The 16,938-nt window shown below is 65.9% G+C and carries 13 protein-coding genes; 8 read left to right on the top strand and 5 right to left on the bottom strand.

All coding sequences use genetic code 11. The features are described from left to right. Positions 1–72 precede the first annotated feature (72 nt). Positions 73–1,119 carry a sugar ABC transporter substrate-binding protein gene (locus ACF1BN_RS03670; protein WP_392329928.1) on the bottom strand — a complete coding sequence of 349 codons (1,047 nt, stop codon included), beginning with the start codon at positions 1,117–1,119 and terminating at the stop codon, positions 73–75. Between the two features lie 404 nt (positions 1,120–1,523). On the opposite strand from ACF1BN_RS03670, the gene ACF1BN_RS03665 reads away from it, so the two are divergent. The 8 genes from ACF1BN_RS03665 (at position 1,524) to ACF1BN_RS03630 (ending at position 8,435) form a co-directional block, all read left to right on the top strand. Then, entirely contained in the window at positions 1,524–2,375 is an 852-nt protein-coding gene (locus ACF1BN_RS03665; RefSeq protein ID WP_392329927.1) for a fumarylacetoacetate hydrolase family protein, read from the top strand. Further along, on the top strand, positions 2,372–3,727 hold the full coding sequence (locus ACF1BN_RS03660) for an enolase C-terminal domain-like protein (RefSeq protein ID WP_392329926.1): 1,356 nt from the start codon (positions 2,372–2,374) through the stop codon (positions 3,725–3,727). Before ACF1BN_RS03665 ends, ACF1BN_RS03660 begins: the two co-directional genes overlap by 4 nt. After that, a complete protein-coding gene (locus ACF1BN_RS03655; protein WP_392329925.1) occupies positions 3,724–4,485 on the top strand; it encodes an SDR family NAD(P)-dependent oxidoreductase in 762 nt (253 codons plus the stop codon). Before ACF1BN_RS03660 ends, ACF1BN_RS03655 begins: the two co-directional genes overlap by 4 nt. Beyond that, positions 4,482–5,477 carry an aldo/keto reductase gene (locus ACF1BN_RS03650; protein ID WP_392329924.1) on the top strand — a complete coding sequence of 332 codons (996 nt, stop codon included), beginning with the start codon at positions 4,482–4,484 and terminating at the stop codon, positions 5,475–5,477. Before ACF1BN_RS03655 ends, ACF1BN_RS03650 begins: the two co-directional genes overlap by 4 nt. 106 nt (positions 5,478–5,583) lie before the next feature. Continuing rightward, a complete protein-coding gene (locus ACF1BN_RS03645) occupies positions 5,584–5,895 on the top strand; it encodes an L-rhamnose mutarotase (protein WP_389168069.1) in 312 nt (103 codons plus the stop codon). Continuing rightward, a complete protein-coding gene (locus ACF1BN_RS03640) occupies positions 5,892–6,752 on the top strand; it encodes an amidohydrolase family protein (RefSeq protein ID WP_392329923.1) in 861 nt (286 codons plus the stop codon). Before ACF1BN_RS03645 ends, ACF1BN_RS03640 begins: the two co-directional genes overlap by 4 nt. A gap of 394 nt (positions 6,753–7,146) precedes the next feature. Further along, entirely contained in the window at positions 7,147–7,842 is a 696-nt protein-coding gene (locus tag ACF1BN_RS03635) for a FadR/GntR family transcriptional regulator (RefSeq protein WP_392329922.1), read from the top strand. A 218-nt stretch (positions 7,843–8,060) separates the two neighbouring features. Next, positions 8,061–8,435 carry a hypothetical protein gene (locus ACF1BN_RS03630; protein ID WP_392329921.1) on the top strand — a complete coding sequence of 125 codons (375 nt, stop codon included), beginning with the start codon at positions 8,061–8,063 and terminating at the stop codon, positions 8,433–8,435. A 35-nt stretch (positions 8,436–8,470) separates the two neighbouring features. Here ACF1BN_RS03630 and istB read toward each other — a convergent pair whose 3' ends face one another. From istB to ACF1BN_RS03610, 4 genes are all read right to left on the bottom strand, one after another. Then, positions 8,471–9,241 carry an IS21-like element helper ATPase IstB gene (gene istB, locus ACF1BN_RS03625; RefSeq protein WP_392329920.1) on the bottom strand — a complete coding sequence of 257 codons (771 nt, stop codon included), beginning with the start codon at positions 9,239–9,241 and terminating at the stop codon, positions 8,471–8,473. Then, positions 9,238–10,656, bottom strand: a complete 1,419-nt coding sequence (gene istA / locus ACF1BN_RS03620) for an IS21 family transposase (RefSeq protein ID WP_392329919.1) — start codon at positions 10,654–10,656, stop codon at positions 9,238–9,240. The genes istB and istA overlap by 4 nt, the downstream gene beginning before the upstream one ends. 931 nt (positions 10,657–11,587) lie before the next feature. Beyond that, a complete protein-coding gene (locus ACF1BN_RS03615; RefSeq protein ID WP_392329918.1) occupies positions 11,588–14,194 on the bottom strand; it encodes a hypothetical protein in 2,607 nt (868 codons plus the stop codon). Positions 14,195–15,280: 1,086 nt separating this feature from the next. Continuing rightward, the gene (locus tag ACF1BN_RS03610) at positions 15,281–16,840 is read right to left on the bottom strand and encodes a glycosyl hydrolase 53 family protein (RefSeq protein ID WP_392329917.1); all 1,560 of its coding nucleotides are present in this window, start codon (positions 16,838–16,840) and stop codon (positions 15,281–15,283) included. Positions 16,841–16,938: the final 98 nt, after the last annotated feature.

Here is a 16,938-nt window from a genome sequence, read left to right as displayed (position 1 = left end):
GTCCTTTCCGATGGCAGTCGCTGAGCGGCGGTCGGCCCTGGTGCTGCTTGACCCTCGCCCGCGGACTTCGGGCTACTGGCCGACGTTGTTGCCCCACAGAGTCGGGTCGTCAACGTTCTCTTTCGTCACCAGCGGGGCCGGGAGCTGGTCTTCGAGTCCATTGGGCAGTTGGACGATGGTGGAGCCGTGGTCGGTGGGGCCGGGCTGGAAGGTCTTGCCCTCGGCGCCGGCCTGCGCGTAGTACAGCGCGTACCTGGCGTAGAGGTCTGCCGGCTGAGCGACGGTGGCGTCGATGTCGCCGCGGCGGATCGCGTCCAGCTCCTGCGGGATGCCGTCGTTGGAGACGATGGTGATGTGGTCGCTCTGCCCGGCAGGCTTGAGCATGCCCTTCTGCTGGAGCAGGGCGAGGGTGGGCTGAAGGAAGACTCCGCCGGCCTGCATGTAGATGCCGTTCAGGTCGGGGTTCGCCGCGAGTGTGGACTGGAGCTTGGCGGAGGCGACGTCCCCCTTCCAGTCGGTGGCCAGTTCGATGACCTGGATGCCGGGGAACTTCTCCTTCATGCAGGCGGCGAACGCTTCGGAGCGGTCACGTCCATTGATGGAACTCAGCGCACCCTGGAGCTCGGCCACCTTGCCCTTGCCGTTGAGCCGCTTCCCGAGGAACTCGCATGCCTTGACGCCGTAGGCCCTGTTGTCCGCGCGGACGACCATGAAGACGTTGCCCTTGTCAGGCCGGGTGTCGATGCTCACCACGGGGATCTTCTTTGCCGACAGCTGCTCCAGGGTGGAGGCAATGGCACCGGTGTCCTGAGGGGCCATCACCACGGCCTTGGCTCCGGTGTTCTGGAAGACCTGCACGTTGGCCACCAGCCTGGTGACGTCGTTCTGGGAGTTGCTCAGCGGCAGGATGTTCAGGCCCTGGGCGGCAGCGCCCCGCTTGATGTACTGCGTGTAGGAGTTCCAGAAGTCGGAGTCCGCCCGAGGCAGATCGATGCCGATCGCCGGCTTTCCTGCCGATCCGTCGGCGGAGGTCGAGCCGCGATTGCAGGCCGTGGCGAACCCCGCCAGGACGATCACGCCGACGGCCGTGGCCACGACTCTGGAGGAGCGAAGCTTCATAAGTGCCGGTCTCCTTGGCTGGGATGCCGAGGCCCGATGGGGCCGGTGCACCGATCACGCGGGCTGCGCCTTCCTCCTGCCTCGCTGAGACGAGGAGGCCGGCCGGGAAGGTCGGTCCGAGGCAGAGGAAGCCGCGGAGTCGACAGCCGCAGCCATGACATGACTGTGGGTAGTGAGGACCATACGAGCAGTATGAGGAACTGACAAGAGGAAACCTCGGATGAATTACCGCTCGCAGGTCAGTAGGACCAGGTCGGCCTCTCCTGAGAAGTCAAGGGTGAGCTATATAAATGGTCATACTTTGGGTGGCTCCTTGCGTCATGTGGAGCTGGATCGTATGGTCGGGGCCGACTGATTCATCCGATGAATCAGCCTCGACGTGGCAAGCCACAGACAGGTAGGACATGAAGCTCTTGCGTATCGGCGAGGCGGGATCCGAGATCCCCGCAGTCCTCGACCAGGACGGCAGCGCCTACTCACTCGCGAACCTGACCCCTGACATCGATGGCACCTTCCTCGCCTCCGACGGCATCCACCAGACCCGCTCGGCACTGGCCCAAGGGGCGCTGCAGCGCATCAACATCACCGGCTTACGGGTCGGCGCACCCCTCGCCAACCCCGGCAAGATCGTGTGCATCGGCCTCAACTACCGCGACCACGCACAGGAGACCGGGGCGCCCATTCCCGAACGTCCGGTGGTCTTCATGAAAGATCCCGCCACCGTCATCGGCCCCGACGACCCGGTCCTCATCCCCCGCGGCTCGGTCAAGACGGACTGGGAAGTCGAACTCGCCATCGTCATCGGCGCCACGGCCCGCTACATCCCCACCCCGGCAGAGGCAACCTCACACATCGCCGGCTACACCATCAGCAACGACATCTCCGAACGACAATTCCAGCTCGAACACTCACACCAATGGGACCTCGGAAAGTCCTGCGAGACCTTCAACCCCATGGGCCCCTGGCTCGTCACACCCGACGAGATCGATGACCCCCAGGCCCTCAACCTGCGTCTGTCTGTCAACGGCCAGCTCCGCCAGAACAGCAACACCAAGAACATGATCTTCAACGCCGCATACGTGATCTGGTACCTCAGCCAGTACATGGTGCTGCGCCCCGGCGACGTCATCAACACCGGCACTCCCGCCGGCGTCGCCCTCGGCCTTCCCGGCAACCCCTACCTGCGCGCAGGCGACACCCTGGCCCTGTCCATCGACGGCCTAGGCACCCAACGCCAGAGGCTCCTCAACGCGTGAAAGGCACCAAGTTGCCCGACGTCACCCCGCGGATCACCGCTGTCGACACCTACGACCTCCGCTTCCCCACCTCGCGGGAACTGGACGGATCCGACGCGATGAACCCCGACCCCGACTACTCGGCGGCCTACGTCATCCTGCGCACCTCCCCAGGAGAACAGGAAGGCTACGGCTTCACGTTCACCATCGGCCGCGGCAACGACATCCAAGTCGCGGCCATCGACGCACTGCGCGACCACATCCTCGGACGCTCCGTCGCCGAACTGTGCGCCGATCCCGGATCGCTCTACAACGACCTCATAGGCGACAGCCAACTCCGCTGGCTCGGACCCGAGAAGGGCGTGACCCACATGGCGATCGGCGCCCTGATCAACGCCGTCTGGGACCTCGCCGCCCGACGTGCAGGCAAGCCGCTGTGGAAACTGCTAGCCCACGCCGATCCCGCCTGGCTGGTCAAGCAGATCGACTTCCGGTACATCGCAGACGCCCTGACCCCAGACGAAGCCCTCGACCTCCTCACCAAGGGAAAACAGGGCGCCGAAGAGCGGGCCGCCCACCTGACACAGCACGGCTACCCCGCTTACACGACCTCCCCAGGCTGGCTCGGCTACAGCGACGAGAAACTCACAACCCTCGCGCAGCAGGCAGTCGCGGACGGGTTCACCCAGATCAAACTCAAGGTCGGCTCCGACCTGACGGACGACATTCGCCGCTGCCGCGCCGCACGCCAGGCAATCGGCCCCGGCATCCGGATCGCCATCGATGCAAACCAACGATGGAACGTCCCCGAAGCGATCGAGTGGACCAACGCTCTCGCCGAATTCGATCCCTACTGGATAGAGGAGCCAACCAGCCCCGACGACATTCTCGGCCACGCCACCATCCGGCGCGCCGTCCACCCGATCAAGGTCGCCACCGGCGAGCACGTCCACAACCGGATCATCTTCAAACAACTGCTGCAGGCCGACGCCATCGACATCCTCCAACTCGACTCCACCCGAGTCGCCGGCGTCAACGAAAACCTCGCCATCCTGCTGCTCGCCGCCAAGCACGACATCCCCGTCTGCCCCCACGCCGGCGGAGTCGGCCTGTGCGAACTCGTTCAGCACCTCTCCATGTTCGACTACGTCGCCCTCTCGGCCACGACCCAGGACCGGGCCGTGGAATACGTCGACCACCTCCATCAACACTTCCTCCACCCGGCACGGATCACCGCCGGCCACTACCGGGCACCGACCGCCCCAGGCTTCTCCGCCCAGATACACCAAGCCACCATCGACACCTACACCTACCCCCACGGCGCCTTCTGGGCCGCCGACCTGGCCGCCCAGAACCCGGAGGACCGAACATGACCACCGACCTCTCCGGCCTCACCGCCATCATCACCGGCGGCGCCTCCGGCATCGGCCGCGCCACCGCCCAACTCCTCAGCGAACGCGGCGCAGACGTCGCCGTCCTCGACCTCCACCCCGACAACCTCCCACGACCGCTACGCGGCTTCACCACCGACGTGGGCGACGACACCTCGGTGCGCCGAGCCGTCACCGCCGCAGCACAGGACCTCGGCGGCATCGACATCCTCGTCAACAATGCCGGGATCGGTGCCACCGGAACCATCGAGGACAACCCCGACGAGCAATGGCACGCAGTCCTGAACATCAACCTCCTCGGAACCGTACGCACCACCCGGGCCGCCCTGCCCTACCTCCGCAGCTCTGCCCACGCCTCAGTCGTCAACACCTGCTCGATCGCAGCCACCGCAGGCCTACCGCACCGGGCCCTGTACTCAGCCTCCAAAGGCGCAGTGTTCTCACTCACCCTCGCAATGGCCGCCGATCACGTCCGCGAAGGGATCCGCGTCAACTGCGTGACGCCTGGCACCGTCGACACCCCATGGGTCGCCCGACTGCTCAACGACGCCACCGACCCTGCAGCCGAACGAGCCGCCCTGAACGATCGCCAGCCCACCGGCCGACTGGTCTCCGCCCCCGAGGTCGCCGCCGCCATCGCCTACCTCGCCTCCCCGGCAGCCGGCTCCACCACAGGGACCACGATCGCCGTGGACGGCGGCATGGCAGGGCTGCGCCTGCGGCCACAGCCCACACGATGACTCCCCGCCTCCGCACCATCGGCCGAGCAGCCATCCCCGTCAGCAGGCTTTCCTTCGGAGCAGCAGGGATCGGAAACCTGTTCACCCCGGTCACGGACACACAAGCCGAAGAAGCGATCACCACCGCCCTGGCACACGGCTACCGCTACTTCGACACCGCACCCCACTACGGCCTCGGTCTCTCCGAGCGCAGACTCGGATCCGTCCTCCGCCGGCAACCACGCGACCAATTCACGATCTCCACCAAGGTCGGCCGCCTGCTCGTACCTCAGGAAAGCCACGGTGACGACCTGGCCGACGGCTTCGCCGTCCCAGCCACCCACCGCCGCGTCTGGGACTTCTCCGCACAAGGAGTGCGCCGCTCACTGCTCTCCAGCATCGAACGCCTCGGCCTGGACCGGGTCGACATCGTATACCTGCACGATCCCGACGCCCACGAACAGCAGGCACTGGACGAGGCATACCCCGAACTGGAGCGACTCCGCAGCGAAGGGATCATCAAAGCGATCGGCATCGGAATGAACCAGGCCGAGCTGCCCACCAGATTCATCAGGAACACCGACATCGACGCCGTCCTCCTGGCAGGCCGCTACACCCTCCTCGACCAGCGCGGACTGCACCAACTCCTCCCGCTCGCCCACGAACGCGGAGTGGCAGTAATACTCGGCGGCATCTTCAACTCCGGCCTCCTGGCCGACCCCAAGCCCGGAGCCCCCTTCGACTACTCCGCAGCCCCCGAACAGACCCTCGCCCGCGCCCTCGCGTTGAAAGCGGTATGCGAGCGCCACCATGTTCCCCTTCGCGCCGCTGCCCTCCAGTTCCCTCTCAGCCACCCCGCAGTCGTCTCCGTACTGGTCGGCACACGCAGCGCCTCGCAGACGACAGACGCCACGCAGATGACAGACCTCAGCATCCCCACCGAACTATGGGCGGAGATGAAAGCACTCGGCCTGCTCCCCGACTCAGCCCCAACACCAGAAGAGACGGTCTGAAGCACGCCGTATTGCCCCCACCGCTCGATGACGCCCGGCCCAACAGCGCCGAGCGCACCTTCCTCAAAACACCCACCACCCACCCTCACGCCGCACCCGGAGCGCCATGAGAGTCGCCCTGCACACCCGCGTCCGACCCGACCGAATCGACGACTACGAAGCCGCCCATCGCGCCGTACCACCCGAACTCGCTGCCGCCATCCGCAAGGCAGGCGTCACCTCCTGGACAATCTGGCGCAGCGGCTGCGAGCTGTTCCACCTCATCGACTGCGCCGACTACGCCCGGCTCCTGGCCGAACTCGAGACCCTCCCCGCCAATGTCGCATGGCAGTCCAAGATGGCCGAACTGCTCGATGTCGCCCACGACTACTCGACGAGCGGAGCCAATGCCAGCCTCCCGGCAGTGTGGGACCTGTGACCCCACCAGTGGTCATCGACGCGCACCATCACGTGTGGGACCTCGCAGTACGCCCGCAACCATGGATTACGGGCGAGCGACTGCAGCCACTCGCACGCAGCTTCTCCGTCGACGATCTCACTACCGCGGCGCGAGCCGCCGGCGTCGCCGGAACAGTCGTAGTCCAGACCGTGTGCGTGCCGACGGAGACGCCTGAACTCCTGGCAATGGCAAAGGCCCACCCACTGGTGAAAGGCGTCGTCGGCTGGACCGACCTCACCGCTCCAGACATTGCCGACTCTCTCGCCGCGCTGCGCGCAGGCCCAGGAGGCGACCGCCTGGTGGGCATTCGCCACCAGATCCAGGATGAGCCCGACCCGTACTGGCTGGTCCGCAAAGACGTGCGACACGGACTGACCGCCGTCGCCGAGGCAGGGCTCGCCTACGACCTCGTCGTACGCCCACACCAATTGCCGGCAGCAGCCGCGGCCGCAGCCGCCCTGACAGAGCTCACCTTCGTCCTCGACCATCTGGGCAAACCTTCTGTCGCCACGAAGGAGACCGAACCCTGGGCGACGTACGTACGCCACTTCGCGGCGCTACCCAACACCTTCTGCAAGCTGTCCGGGCTGGTCACCGAAGCCGCACACGGCACCTGGACCACTGCAGACTTCGCGCCTTACGTGGACATCGCCCTGGACGCATTCGGACCTGACCGGCTGCTGTACGGGTCCGACTGGCCGGTGTGCACCCTCGAGGCCGGATACGACACAGTGATGAGACTCGCCGATGAACTGACTTCGGTGCTCAGCCCGGCCGAGAAGGAGGCCGTATTCCATCGCAACGCTGTGCACGTCTACCAGCTGACTCTGGCCTGAGCTGACATCAGCTCCTCCATATGGCGACGGCATGGACACAAGCGGCAGCCGGCGACCACCAGCCCTGAGCCCACTGGGCCTCCCAGTAGCCAGCCCGATGACATCTCGAACATCCGACCACTGAGCAGACGCTGTCCATCAGGCCGCACCTGTCGGACACCCGCTGGTCCCGGCGTGGTCGCGGTAACCCGAGGGCGGCTCCTACGAGCCGCCCCGATAGCGTCGCTGCTGACGTCGTCAGCGATTCCCGTGCCAATTCTGGTTCCTCCCGGGCCCATGCCGGAGCGCAGACTCTCGTGCCTCCCGCGGTAAGGCGTGCCAGTGGTTGGTTGATGATTCAGATGAATCCGGAGGACCTATGCTTCAGAGATCGGACCACTTGGGAGGCGGAACTGTGCCGGTCACGGATGAGGCGATCGAGAAGATCAAGGCGATGATCGTCAGCGGGGAGCTCCGGCCTGGCTCCAAGCTCCCCAAGGAGGTGGATCTCGCCGAACGGCTGGGGCTCTCCCGAAACTCCCTGCGTGAAGCAGTCAAAGCCCTGTCATTGATCAGAGTTCTCGACGTGAGGCAGGGGGACGGCACGTACGTGACGAGCCTGGAACCGCACCTCCTCCTCGACGCACTCGGCTTCGTCGTCGACTTTCACCAAGACGACACGGTGCTCGAGTTCCTCGAGGTTCGGCGGATCCTTGAGCCGGCAGCCGCAGCCCTCGCCGCTCGCACGATGTCCGACGAGGACATTGCGGCGCTCGATGAGCTGCTCTCCCGCCTCACCGGCGACGTCTCGCTCGAGGAACTGATCGACAACGACCTGGAGTTTCACCGCCGACTTGCGGCAGGCAGCGGAAACAAAGTCCTCGGCTCGCTCATCGATGGCTTGTCCGGCCCGACGGCAAGGGCGCGGATCTGGCGTGGTCTCACGGAAGAGGGTGCCGTCGAGCACACTCGGCAGCAGCACCGGGCGATCTTGGACGCGGTGGCCGCGCGCCGCCCAGATGCCGCGCAGGCATGGATGACCATCCACATCGGGGGAGTCGAGCAGTGGTTGCGAGGAACCGTCGGCGAAGCCGGCTCGGTTCTCGGCTGACTCAGGAACGTCCCGCGGTGCAGCCTCCCAGCCCCAGGACCGGTGTCTGCGCACACGTCGGCTACCCCACCAGGCGTGGATGAAGGAGCCCGTGTCGGCGTACGGACTTTTCTCCCCAGTGCCGTACGGACGAACGTCCCCGGTTCTGGCCGCGGGCAGCGGCAACGGGACAGAGGATCTCGGTTGAGATCGATGACCCGAGCAGGGACACTCACGTGATGAGCCCCAGCACATCGTCGGAGCCGATCGAGCGAGGGTGGGACGAGCCCTGGTATCGGGTCCGCATGGAGAACTTCCAGGCGTCGTTCCTGCCCAGCGCCGGCGAGGACTTGGACGAGGTCTGCAACGTCGATGTCTTCGTGACTCTGAAGGACGGATCCTGCTGGACCGCGACCATGTTCACCGTCGCGGAAGTCGAGCGCCTGATGAAGCTTTGGACAGGCACCGACGAGGCCCTCGGGGGCCGGTATTTCTGGGTCTCGGACGGCCTGATCGTCAGGGATCCCGGCATCGGCAGCATGACCGGCGTGATCGCCGGCCTGATCGAGAACGGCGAGTTCTCCGGGATCTTCCAACGGGTGATCAACGACTGACCAAAGTGCTCGGCCGCCGGAAGCGTCGTGGATGGTCAGGCCACGTCGGTCTCGCGCTCGATGGCCTTGAGGCGGTTCTTGAGCCGGTAGCTGGGGCCGTTGATGGAGATCACGTCGCAGTGGTGGAGGAGCCGGTCGAGGATGGCGGTGGCGAGGACCTCGTCGCCGAAGACCTGGCCCCATTCACTGAAGGTCTTGTTCGAGGTCAGGATGATCGAGCCCTTCTCGTAGCGCTTGGAGATGACCTGGAAGACCAGGTTCGCTTCCGCGCGTTCGAGGGGCTGGTAGCCGACCTCGTCGACGACGAGAACGCTCGGTCGCAGGTAGGTTCCGAGCCTATTCGTCAGCCGGCCGGCGGCTTCGGCAGCTTTGAGGTTGCGGACCATGTCGTCGAGGCTGGTGAAGTAGATCGAGTAGCCGGCCCGGCAGGCCGCGACGGCCAGGGCGACGGCGATGTGGGTCTTGCCGACCCCGGGCGGCCCGAGCAGGGCGGCGTTCGCCTTGCCCTCGACGAACGAGAGGGTGGCGAGGTCCTTGACCTTCCGTGGGTCGAGGTCGGGCTGGAAGGAGAAGTCGTATTCGTCGAGCGTCTTGTGGTGCGGCAGCCGGGAGAGCCGCAGGCCCTGGCGGAAGCGGCGGTCGTCGCGGACGGCGAGTTCCTCGGACAAGACCAGGTCGAGGATGTCGAGGTAGCCCATCTTCCCCTCGTCGGCCCGGCGGGTGTACTCGTTGATCGTTTCGGCCAGGTGGGGCAGGCCGAGCTTGCCGGCCGTGTTGCGGATGCGGGTGGAGACCAGCTCGCTCAAGACGTTTCCCTCGTACTCGGACGGGTGGTGAAGGGACGGGTTCCGGTCAGCTCGTCATAGACCGACAGTGGCCGGCGGCCGACCTCGACGCGAGTGGCCGCGGCCCGGTTCAGCAGGGCCTGCAGAGGTCCGGCCTCCTCGCCCAGAGGACGCTCTTGGCGGGGCTGGGGCAGGACGTCGCCAGTTGTGGTGCGACGTCCTCTGCCAGTGGGCAGGCCGTCCCAGTGGGCCTCTTCGACGACGCGGACCCCGCGGCCGATCGCCCGAGGATGAGTCGCCAGCAACGTCTCGCCGCTGCTGGCCGCGACGGTGGAATGCAGCATGATCTGCGACTTAGTGGCCCGGATCTCCACCAGTTGACGTGGTCGGACCCTGCGTGCGGGCACCGAATAGAGGTTGCCGCCGAACGCGACCAGGCAGTCCTTGCCGACCGGCCGCAGGTGCCGTTCGGCCACGAGATACGGGGTCGGCGGCAGTGGCTTGAGGGCCACGTGGTCGCGGGCGGCCCGCTCTCCGATGATCTGCTGGTGGGTCCTGTGGGCCTGGGCCCGTCGCTGCGGGACCCAGGTGATGAAGGCCGCGTCCATCTCCTCGACGGAGGTGAAGGACCGGCCGGACAGGACGTGGTCGCGGACGATGAGGACTTGCCGTTCGACGCGTCCCTTGCCCGTGGGCCGGTAGGCGGCCAGGACGTCGACGTCGAAGTCGTAGTGGCCGGCGAAGCCGACCGCCTCCGGGTGCAGCGGGACCGCCTCGCCCGGGGCGACGTGGCGGCGGACGACGGTCTTGGTCCGGTCGTAGACGATCGTCATCGGGACGCCGCCGAAGTGGGCGAAGGCCCGGCGGTGGCAGTCGAAGAACGTCTGGAGGTCCTGGCTGGTGGTGAAGCAGCAGAACGGGTCGCGTGAGTACGACAGTGTCATGTGGAACGAGTAGACCTTCGGGATGCCCATGTGGGCGAGGATCTTGCCCTCGTCGCCCCAGTCCACCTGGGCCTGGGCGCCGGGGATGACCTCGAAGCGGCGGTGCATGCCCGCCAGTTCCTTCGGCGTGATGCCGAGTTCCTCGGCGATCCGGGGCCGGGCTTCCTGGACGTAGAGCTTGGTCCGCTGGTAGTTGCCGGTGAACCCGTACTGCGCGGTCAGTCGCTCGTGGATCACTGCGGCCTTCATCAGGATCTCGGCCCGCAGCATCGAGTCGACCAGCGGCGCGAACTCGTCGATCACCCTCGCCTTCGATCGCCCGTTCGGCGACCGCCGCGGCGGGGTCGCCGGCCCCGGCGCCGACAGATACTTGCGGACCGTCTTCCGGTCCAGCCCGGTCTCCCGGGCCACCTCCGACAGGCTGATCGCCCCGGATTCCAACAGACTCCGAAAGCGCCGCAGTTCCAACCAGCGTTGCGGATCCAGGACCACCGTCGACCGCCTCCTGTCACCTCTCACTGACCAAGCAGCAGAGTGCCGAGCAGCAGGTCTCAACGCATCAACAACTGGCCCTTTTCATCCGTACGGAGCTGGGGACGTTCGTGTGTACGCCGACAGCCCGGGGTGACAGCCGCCAGGCTGCGGGCCTTCTTTGCGGAATCCAGGGCAGCTCGTGGCATGTGCCCGTGATAGGGATGATCACCTCGTAATGCGAGGTGACTTCGACGACGTCCTCTGGCCGCGCTCTTTCCTTTCCTGGCGCTCGAGGATGCGGACTCCTTGAACCAGAAGACAGCCAACGGTCGATGCGGCTCGTGCAGGCAGAACCACAGCGGATTGGGAGTGGGTACTGGAGCATGTTGCCTTCGCAGGCTCGCAGCCCGGGATGCCGATCGTCCTCGGGCTGGTTGTGATCGAGCACGCTGCTGGCGGCGACCAGCTGGAGTTCCTATTGCAGGTGGTGAGGACCGGCCCGGGCCAGCTTGTGCTTGAGGCGGCGGTGAATGTGGCTTGCTGGTGCGAGGCCGATCACGCCGCGCATGACGTCGACAACGCCCTCAGGCTCCCGGTCGGCGAGGCGTTTTCGTGGCCCGATGCCTCCTGTGCGGGCGTTGAACGTCCGACCGGCTTGCTAACCGACCCGCAACGACGGCGACCACTGGCGCGGCCAGGAGAGGCTACCTCTCCGACGAATCGTGACAGCGCCGACGGGCATGCGCGACTCTACGCGGTTGCGTACGTTCGCCTGAACGCCGACAGTCGGGGATCTGTGTCCTCGCCGATCCTTTCGTCCACGGTGACAGTGGCGTCCCGCGTTCCGCACCGTCGCACGATCAGCCCCTCGCAGTAAAGCGTTGAGGGTGGGGTTGTTCCCGCGAGCGGGAACAACCCCACCCTGGGCAGCGCGCCCGGGGGAGCTGCGCTACTGGATGCGGTACCCGTCTATGAGCATCCAGGTGCCGCCGGCTTTGGTGAGGGTCAGCGTGTGACGGCCAGCGGCTAGGCCTGCGGCTGTGTAGATGGGCTGCTGAGAGCGGCGAGATGCGCTGTAGGTGTTGACGGAGGGTTGGGGAACGCCGTCGAGGTTGATGGCGATGTGTCCCTGATCGCTGTTGGTCTCGGACAGGACTGTGATCGAGGTGCCGGTGAAGGTGACAGTGACCGTGTTGCCGTCTGCGGTGGTGGCGTGGACGTCGTCACTGAGGTCTCCGAAGCCGCGGTGAGAGTAGTGGACCCAGGCGGCACCGGTGTAGTCGATGGCGGGGGAGGTGTCGTTGACGACGGTATTGACCTGGAAGCCGTCGAGAACCATGAGTGTCCCGCTGCGCTTGACGACCTTGACGGTGTGGGTTCCGGGGGAGAGTGCGCCGGAGGAGTAGATCGGCACCTGTACCTGGCGGCCTTCTGAAGCTCCGCGAGATGTGTCGATGAGGCCCTTCGAGGCGCCGTCGACGAAGACCTCCACCTCGCCCTGGTCGCTGTTTCTGTCCCCGATGACGGTGACGGAGGTACCGGTGAAGGTGAGGGTGGCGCTGCCGCCGTTTTCGGTCGTCGAGTGGACGTTGTCGAGGTACTCGCCCTTGCCTCGGCCGCCGGCAGCCTGCCAGGCGCCTGCGTAGTCGATGGCAGTGTCGTCGTCGTCTATACGACCGGCGAGGGGGCGGTGGGTCGCGCTGGGGCCGGCGGCAGCGATGATTTCCTTCGCGGCAGCCGGCCAGACGCCGTTCACCGGCCTGATCGCGGGATCCATCGAGACGTTTGTACCGCGGTTGTAGTCGTAGCCGTTCAGATCGGAGTAGTTGTTGTATCCGGCGATGTGATGGATCGTCGGTGTCCACATGCCGGTCCACCACTGGCCGTTGAAACGAACGACGTTGTCGTGTGTGTTCCAGTAGGAGCTTCCCTCGTCGTGGTAGAGGAGGAAGTTGCTGTGGTTGCCGACTTCTATGAGGTTTCCGGCTACCTCGGAGCGGACCGACCCGTCGCCCTGACCGCCGTTGGTGTAGATCGGGCCGCCGTCGTGGAGGACCTGCATCACGTCGTGGATGTGGTTGTTCAGGACTCGGTTCCCCTGCGCGTAGATGGTTCCGCGGCTGCAGTTGGCCAGCCCTTGCGAAGCCTGTAGGTCGCAGGATGAGGCCCAGCCCCAGCCCCAGCCGATGGAGACGCCGGAGTAGGGGGTGTGGCCGATGTCGTTGTGGTCGATGGTCAGGCCGCGGGTGTAGCCGGCCCACACGCCCACAGCGTCGGAGTAGTCCTGGCCCACGCGGGAGATCCAGTTCTGGCTGATGGTGTCCCCGGTCGTCATGCGTCGGGTGTCGGTGAGGTAGTAGTCGTCGACCTCGCCGACGGAAATGCCTCCGCCCGACGTGTCGTCGATGACGCTGCCGGTCACCGATGAATACTGCGTTCCGTCAGCGAGATCGATACCGGCTCCGCCGACGTGCTTGACGGTGACTCCCTTGAAGGCGATGTTCGTGCCGCGGTGGACCTGCACGGCTGCCGGGACGCGGACAGGATTGTGCTCCGGTGTGCTGTCCCACAGGACGCCGGCTTGGTTGTCGATGTACCCGTTGGTGCTTGGGGCGTTCCAGGTGGTGTAGGCGAAGTGCAGCCCTTGGAATGTGATGTCGCGAACTGGGGCGATGGGATCGGGAATGACGGTGAACCCGTCGACGAGCATGAACTCACCGCTCGTCTTGACCATCGTCAGGGTGTGCTGTCCCTTGGGCAGGTCGGTGACCGAGGCGATCACTTGCTGGGACAGCCTGGTTGTGTTCGACGCGTCGATGCTCTTGACCCGCGTGCCGTCGATGTAGATGTCGGCGGTGCCTTCGTCGGCGTTGGTCTCCGAGATCACGTCGATCCCGGTGCCGGTGAAGGTGTAGCTGACCGAGTCGCCGTTGTTCTTCGTCGCGTGGACGGTGTCGTGGAGGTCTCCGAGTTTTCGGCCCGGTCCGTAAGCTTCCCAGCCGCTGCCGGTGTATCGGACTGCTGCGCTGGTGTCGTCGATGGGTGATAGGTGTCCGGGAGTGCCGGAGACGTTGAGAAGCGACTCGAGTGTCGGCAGCTCCACATTTGCGGTGCCCAGGTCCTCGCCCGGGCGCGGCTTGTAGTAGAGCTGGCCGGCTGCCGTATCCAGGTAGAACTCCCCGGGGCGGTCCAGCAGCTGGTAGGCGTTTTCGAGGTACGTGACGGCGCTGAGGGAGGGGAGGCCGCTGCCGTTGAACGGGAAGCCCCGTGAGATGACGGCGGTGCTGTTGTTGGCGAAGCACGTCGGATCCACATTGAGGCTGGACCCGCCGCTGCTCGTCGCCGTGATGCTCGAGAGGGGGCACCGCATGTGCTTCCACGCGTTGTTGTCGATCACTTCGATCGCAGAGGGGTTCGTCCACGACAGGTAGGAGGCGTCCCCGGTGGTGAAGCCGGTCGCTGAGAGTGTGAACCCACTCGGTTCCGCAGTGCTTCGGGCACGCTGGGCTCGAATGCCGTTGACGAACAGCTGCCGGCTCTGCGTTGCCGCCGGCACCGAAGCCCGGTAGATGCCCCGGTTCGGATCGTGGAGTGTGAACCCTGATACCTTCTTGGCTCCGCTCAGGACAGGTGTCTCACCCGGGTGTGCAGTCCACCTGACAGTGTGCCCACGCCGACCAGAATGCTCTACGCCGAGGCTGAGCGGGCGATCCAGTCGGTAGGTGCCGCCCCGAAGAACGACGTTCACATCCGCGTTCATGGTCGGGGCCAGGGAGGCGACCCGAGCCTTCGCACCCTCCACGCTGCACGGTGCGTTCACCGAACACGAGTCGCCCGAGCCGGTGGGAGAAACGTACAGGGAAGTCGTCGCTGCGGCGGCCCCGCTTGCACTCGTCGCAACGAGCCCCGAAGCCGCGACGAAGACAGCAAGCACCTGCGCGAGGAAGCTACTTCGGCGTGTGTGTCTGGGTTTCGACATGCATCTCCTCGGTGAATCCAGCGGAGGGAGGCGCGGGCTTGGGCAGGAGCTGTTTCAGCCCGCAGAACATGTGCAGCGGATTTGACCAGCACGGTGCGGCGGTAGACCTGCCAGGTAGCGGGCTGACCGCCCAGGACTCGAGGGCCCTGAGGCGTTGGTGCGGTTCGTCTCATGCAGGGTCAGCACCCGCGGTGTGACCCGTTCGCGATCGTCACGGCTGGGCCGGCCGGCCCAGCCGACAGGCATCCGGTGTACCAGGCGTCGTCCCCTACCGCCCGCAGGTGTCCTATGTATTAAGGCGCAGTCGCTGCGTTGTGTCCAGAGAGGTGACGAAAAAGCTAGCAAATGAGACACGTAGAGGAAGAGGATCTCCTTATAGGTCCGATCTATCGCAGTCTTTCGTGGACTGCTCCCGGAGCTGTGCCGGGCGACCGCTGGCGGGCAGGCAACAGCGCCGTCTGATCGTTGGCTGTCGCAGCGAACCCCTCACCGGCTCGATGCCCGGGGGAGAGCCAGGCACGGCAGGACTCCCTGGCGCTTGCAGGAGCAGAAATTCGCGCCCTCAGAGCTCCGAGCGGGTGGCAGGGCCGGCTGTTCGACTGCTGCGGACGAGGCCCGGCCGCAGTGCTCGCGGGCCGGGCCTCACCGGGGCTCAGAGGGCTTTCATCGATCTCTGAACCAGGACATTGACGCCAGTGCTCTGTCGTCGTAGCCGAACAAGGCTTGGTTCTCCCACCCGTTGCCGGAGGAGGAGTTGGTGGGGTCCCAGCCGTTGCCGGCCACCCCGGTCCAAGTCGCCTCCCAGTAGAAGACGCCCAGACCGCGGCCGTTCGGAACGGCCTGCACGATGTTCGCGACCGTGTTCATCCATGCTGTCTGTCCAGCCACGCTCGCCGGGTAGCCGCTAACCAGTTCGCCGGTGGTGTCGATCTGGTTGATGAGCGCGTCGTCGCTGTCCAGTCTGAACGGGTAGGCCGTCTCGGCCAGGAACACTGGCTTGCCGTAGCGGGAGGCGGCGTCGTCCAGGGTGGTCTGGAAGTCCGAGAGCGAGCCGTGCCAGTAGCCGTAGTACGAAAGGCCGATCGCGTCGAACCACACGCCGTGGTTGACGGCGTTGTCGAACCACCAGCGAGTCCCGCCCAGACCCCCGATGTTGGCAAGGTGCAGCGCGACGAGGGTGGACGGATTGACGGCCTTGACGGCGTCGTATCCACTGTTGAGGAGTCCGGCGAGCTGCGTCCAATTGTTCGCCGACCCCTCGCTCCACAGCATGCCCCCGTTGATCTCATTGCCCACCTGGACCATGTCTGGGGCCGTTCCCTGGGCCTTCAAGGCGGTCAGCACGTTGTAGGTGTGCTGGAACACGTCCGCCTTGAGTTGGCTGTAGGAGTGGTTCGCCCAGGCGGCGGGCTTCGTCTGGACGCCTGGGTCGGCCCAAGTGTCGGAGTAGTGGAAGACAACCAGCAGCTTCATCCCGGCTGCCTTGACGCGCTTGGCCGTCATCAGCACGTGCGCCTGGTCGTTGTAGCCGTCGGCGGGGTGCACCCAGACCTTCAGCCGGGCGTAGTTCATTCCCGCGTTCCGCAGGATGGTGACGGCATCACCGGTGACGCCGGAGGCATTCCTGTAGATGCCGCCGTACGCCTCACTCTTGGCCAGCGAGGAGATGTCGGCGCCCTTGACGGACAGCCGGCTCGTCCCCCGGGTGAAGCTGACATCATCGACATTGATCCAGTTGCCGGCATTTGCGTCACTGGTGACGCTGATCGTGCACCGGTGTTTGGTGACTCTGACCGGAGTGACGATCCGGATCCAGCCACTCGTGGAGACCGGCAGGTCGGTGCGCTGCTCTGCGCCGCCGCAGTCCTTCAGCGCGAGGTAGGCGGCCTTCTGTCCGCCGCTGGAGCGGACCCAGGCTGTGAGCGTGTAGGAGCCGTTGGCCAGTCCCGTAAGGTACTGGTAGGTCCTCACTTTGTAAGCCCTGGACGACCAGTGGCTGAGGCGGAAGCCGCCGCTGTGGCCGCCGGCTTCGGTGTAGCTCGCGCCTGCGGCTCCCTGCTCGGACCACCCGGCGGGGGTCGCCGTGCCGGCGCCGCCTGTTTCGAAGCCGCCGTTGGTGAGAGGGTGGGCCAGTTGCGCGCTTAGGGCCGGCACGGTGCTGAGCGCGAGGGCCACCACGAGCAGCGGCAGCACGGCCTTGATCATGCGTCCGAGATGGAACATCGTCGTCCCTTCGACGTAGGGCGTGGGAGCCTCCTCACCGGCGAGGAGGCAAACCCCTTCACCTGTGATGCGCGGCTCGCGCAGGCGAAGGGGGCGGC

Source organism: Streptomyces sp. NPDC014861 (genome assembly GCF_043081625.1).
GTDB lineage: Bacteria > Actinomycetota > Actinomycetes > Streptomycetales > Streptomycetaceae > Streptomyces.
The sequence above is the reverse complement of the archived record's forward strand: the minus strand, read 5'-3'. Positions and strand labels throughout refer to the sequence as shown.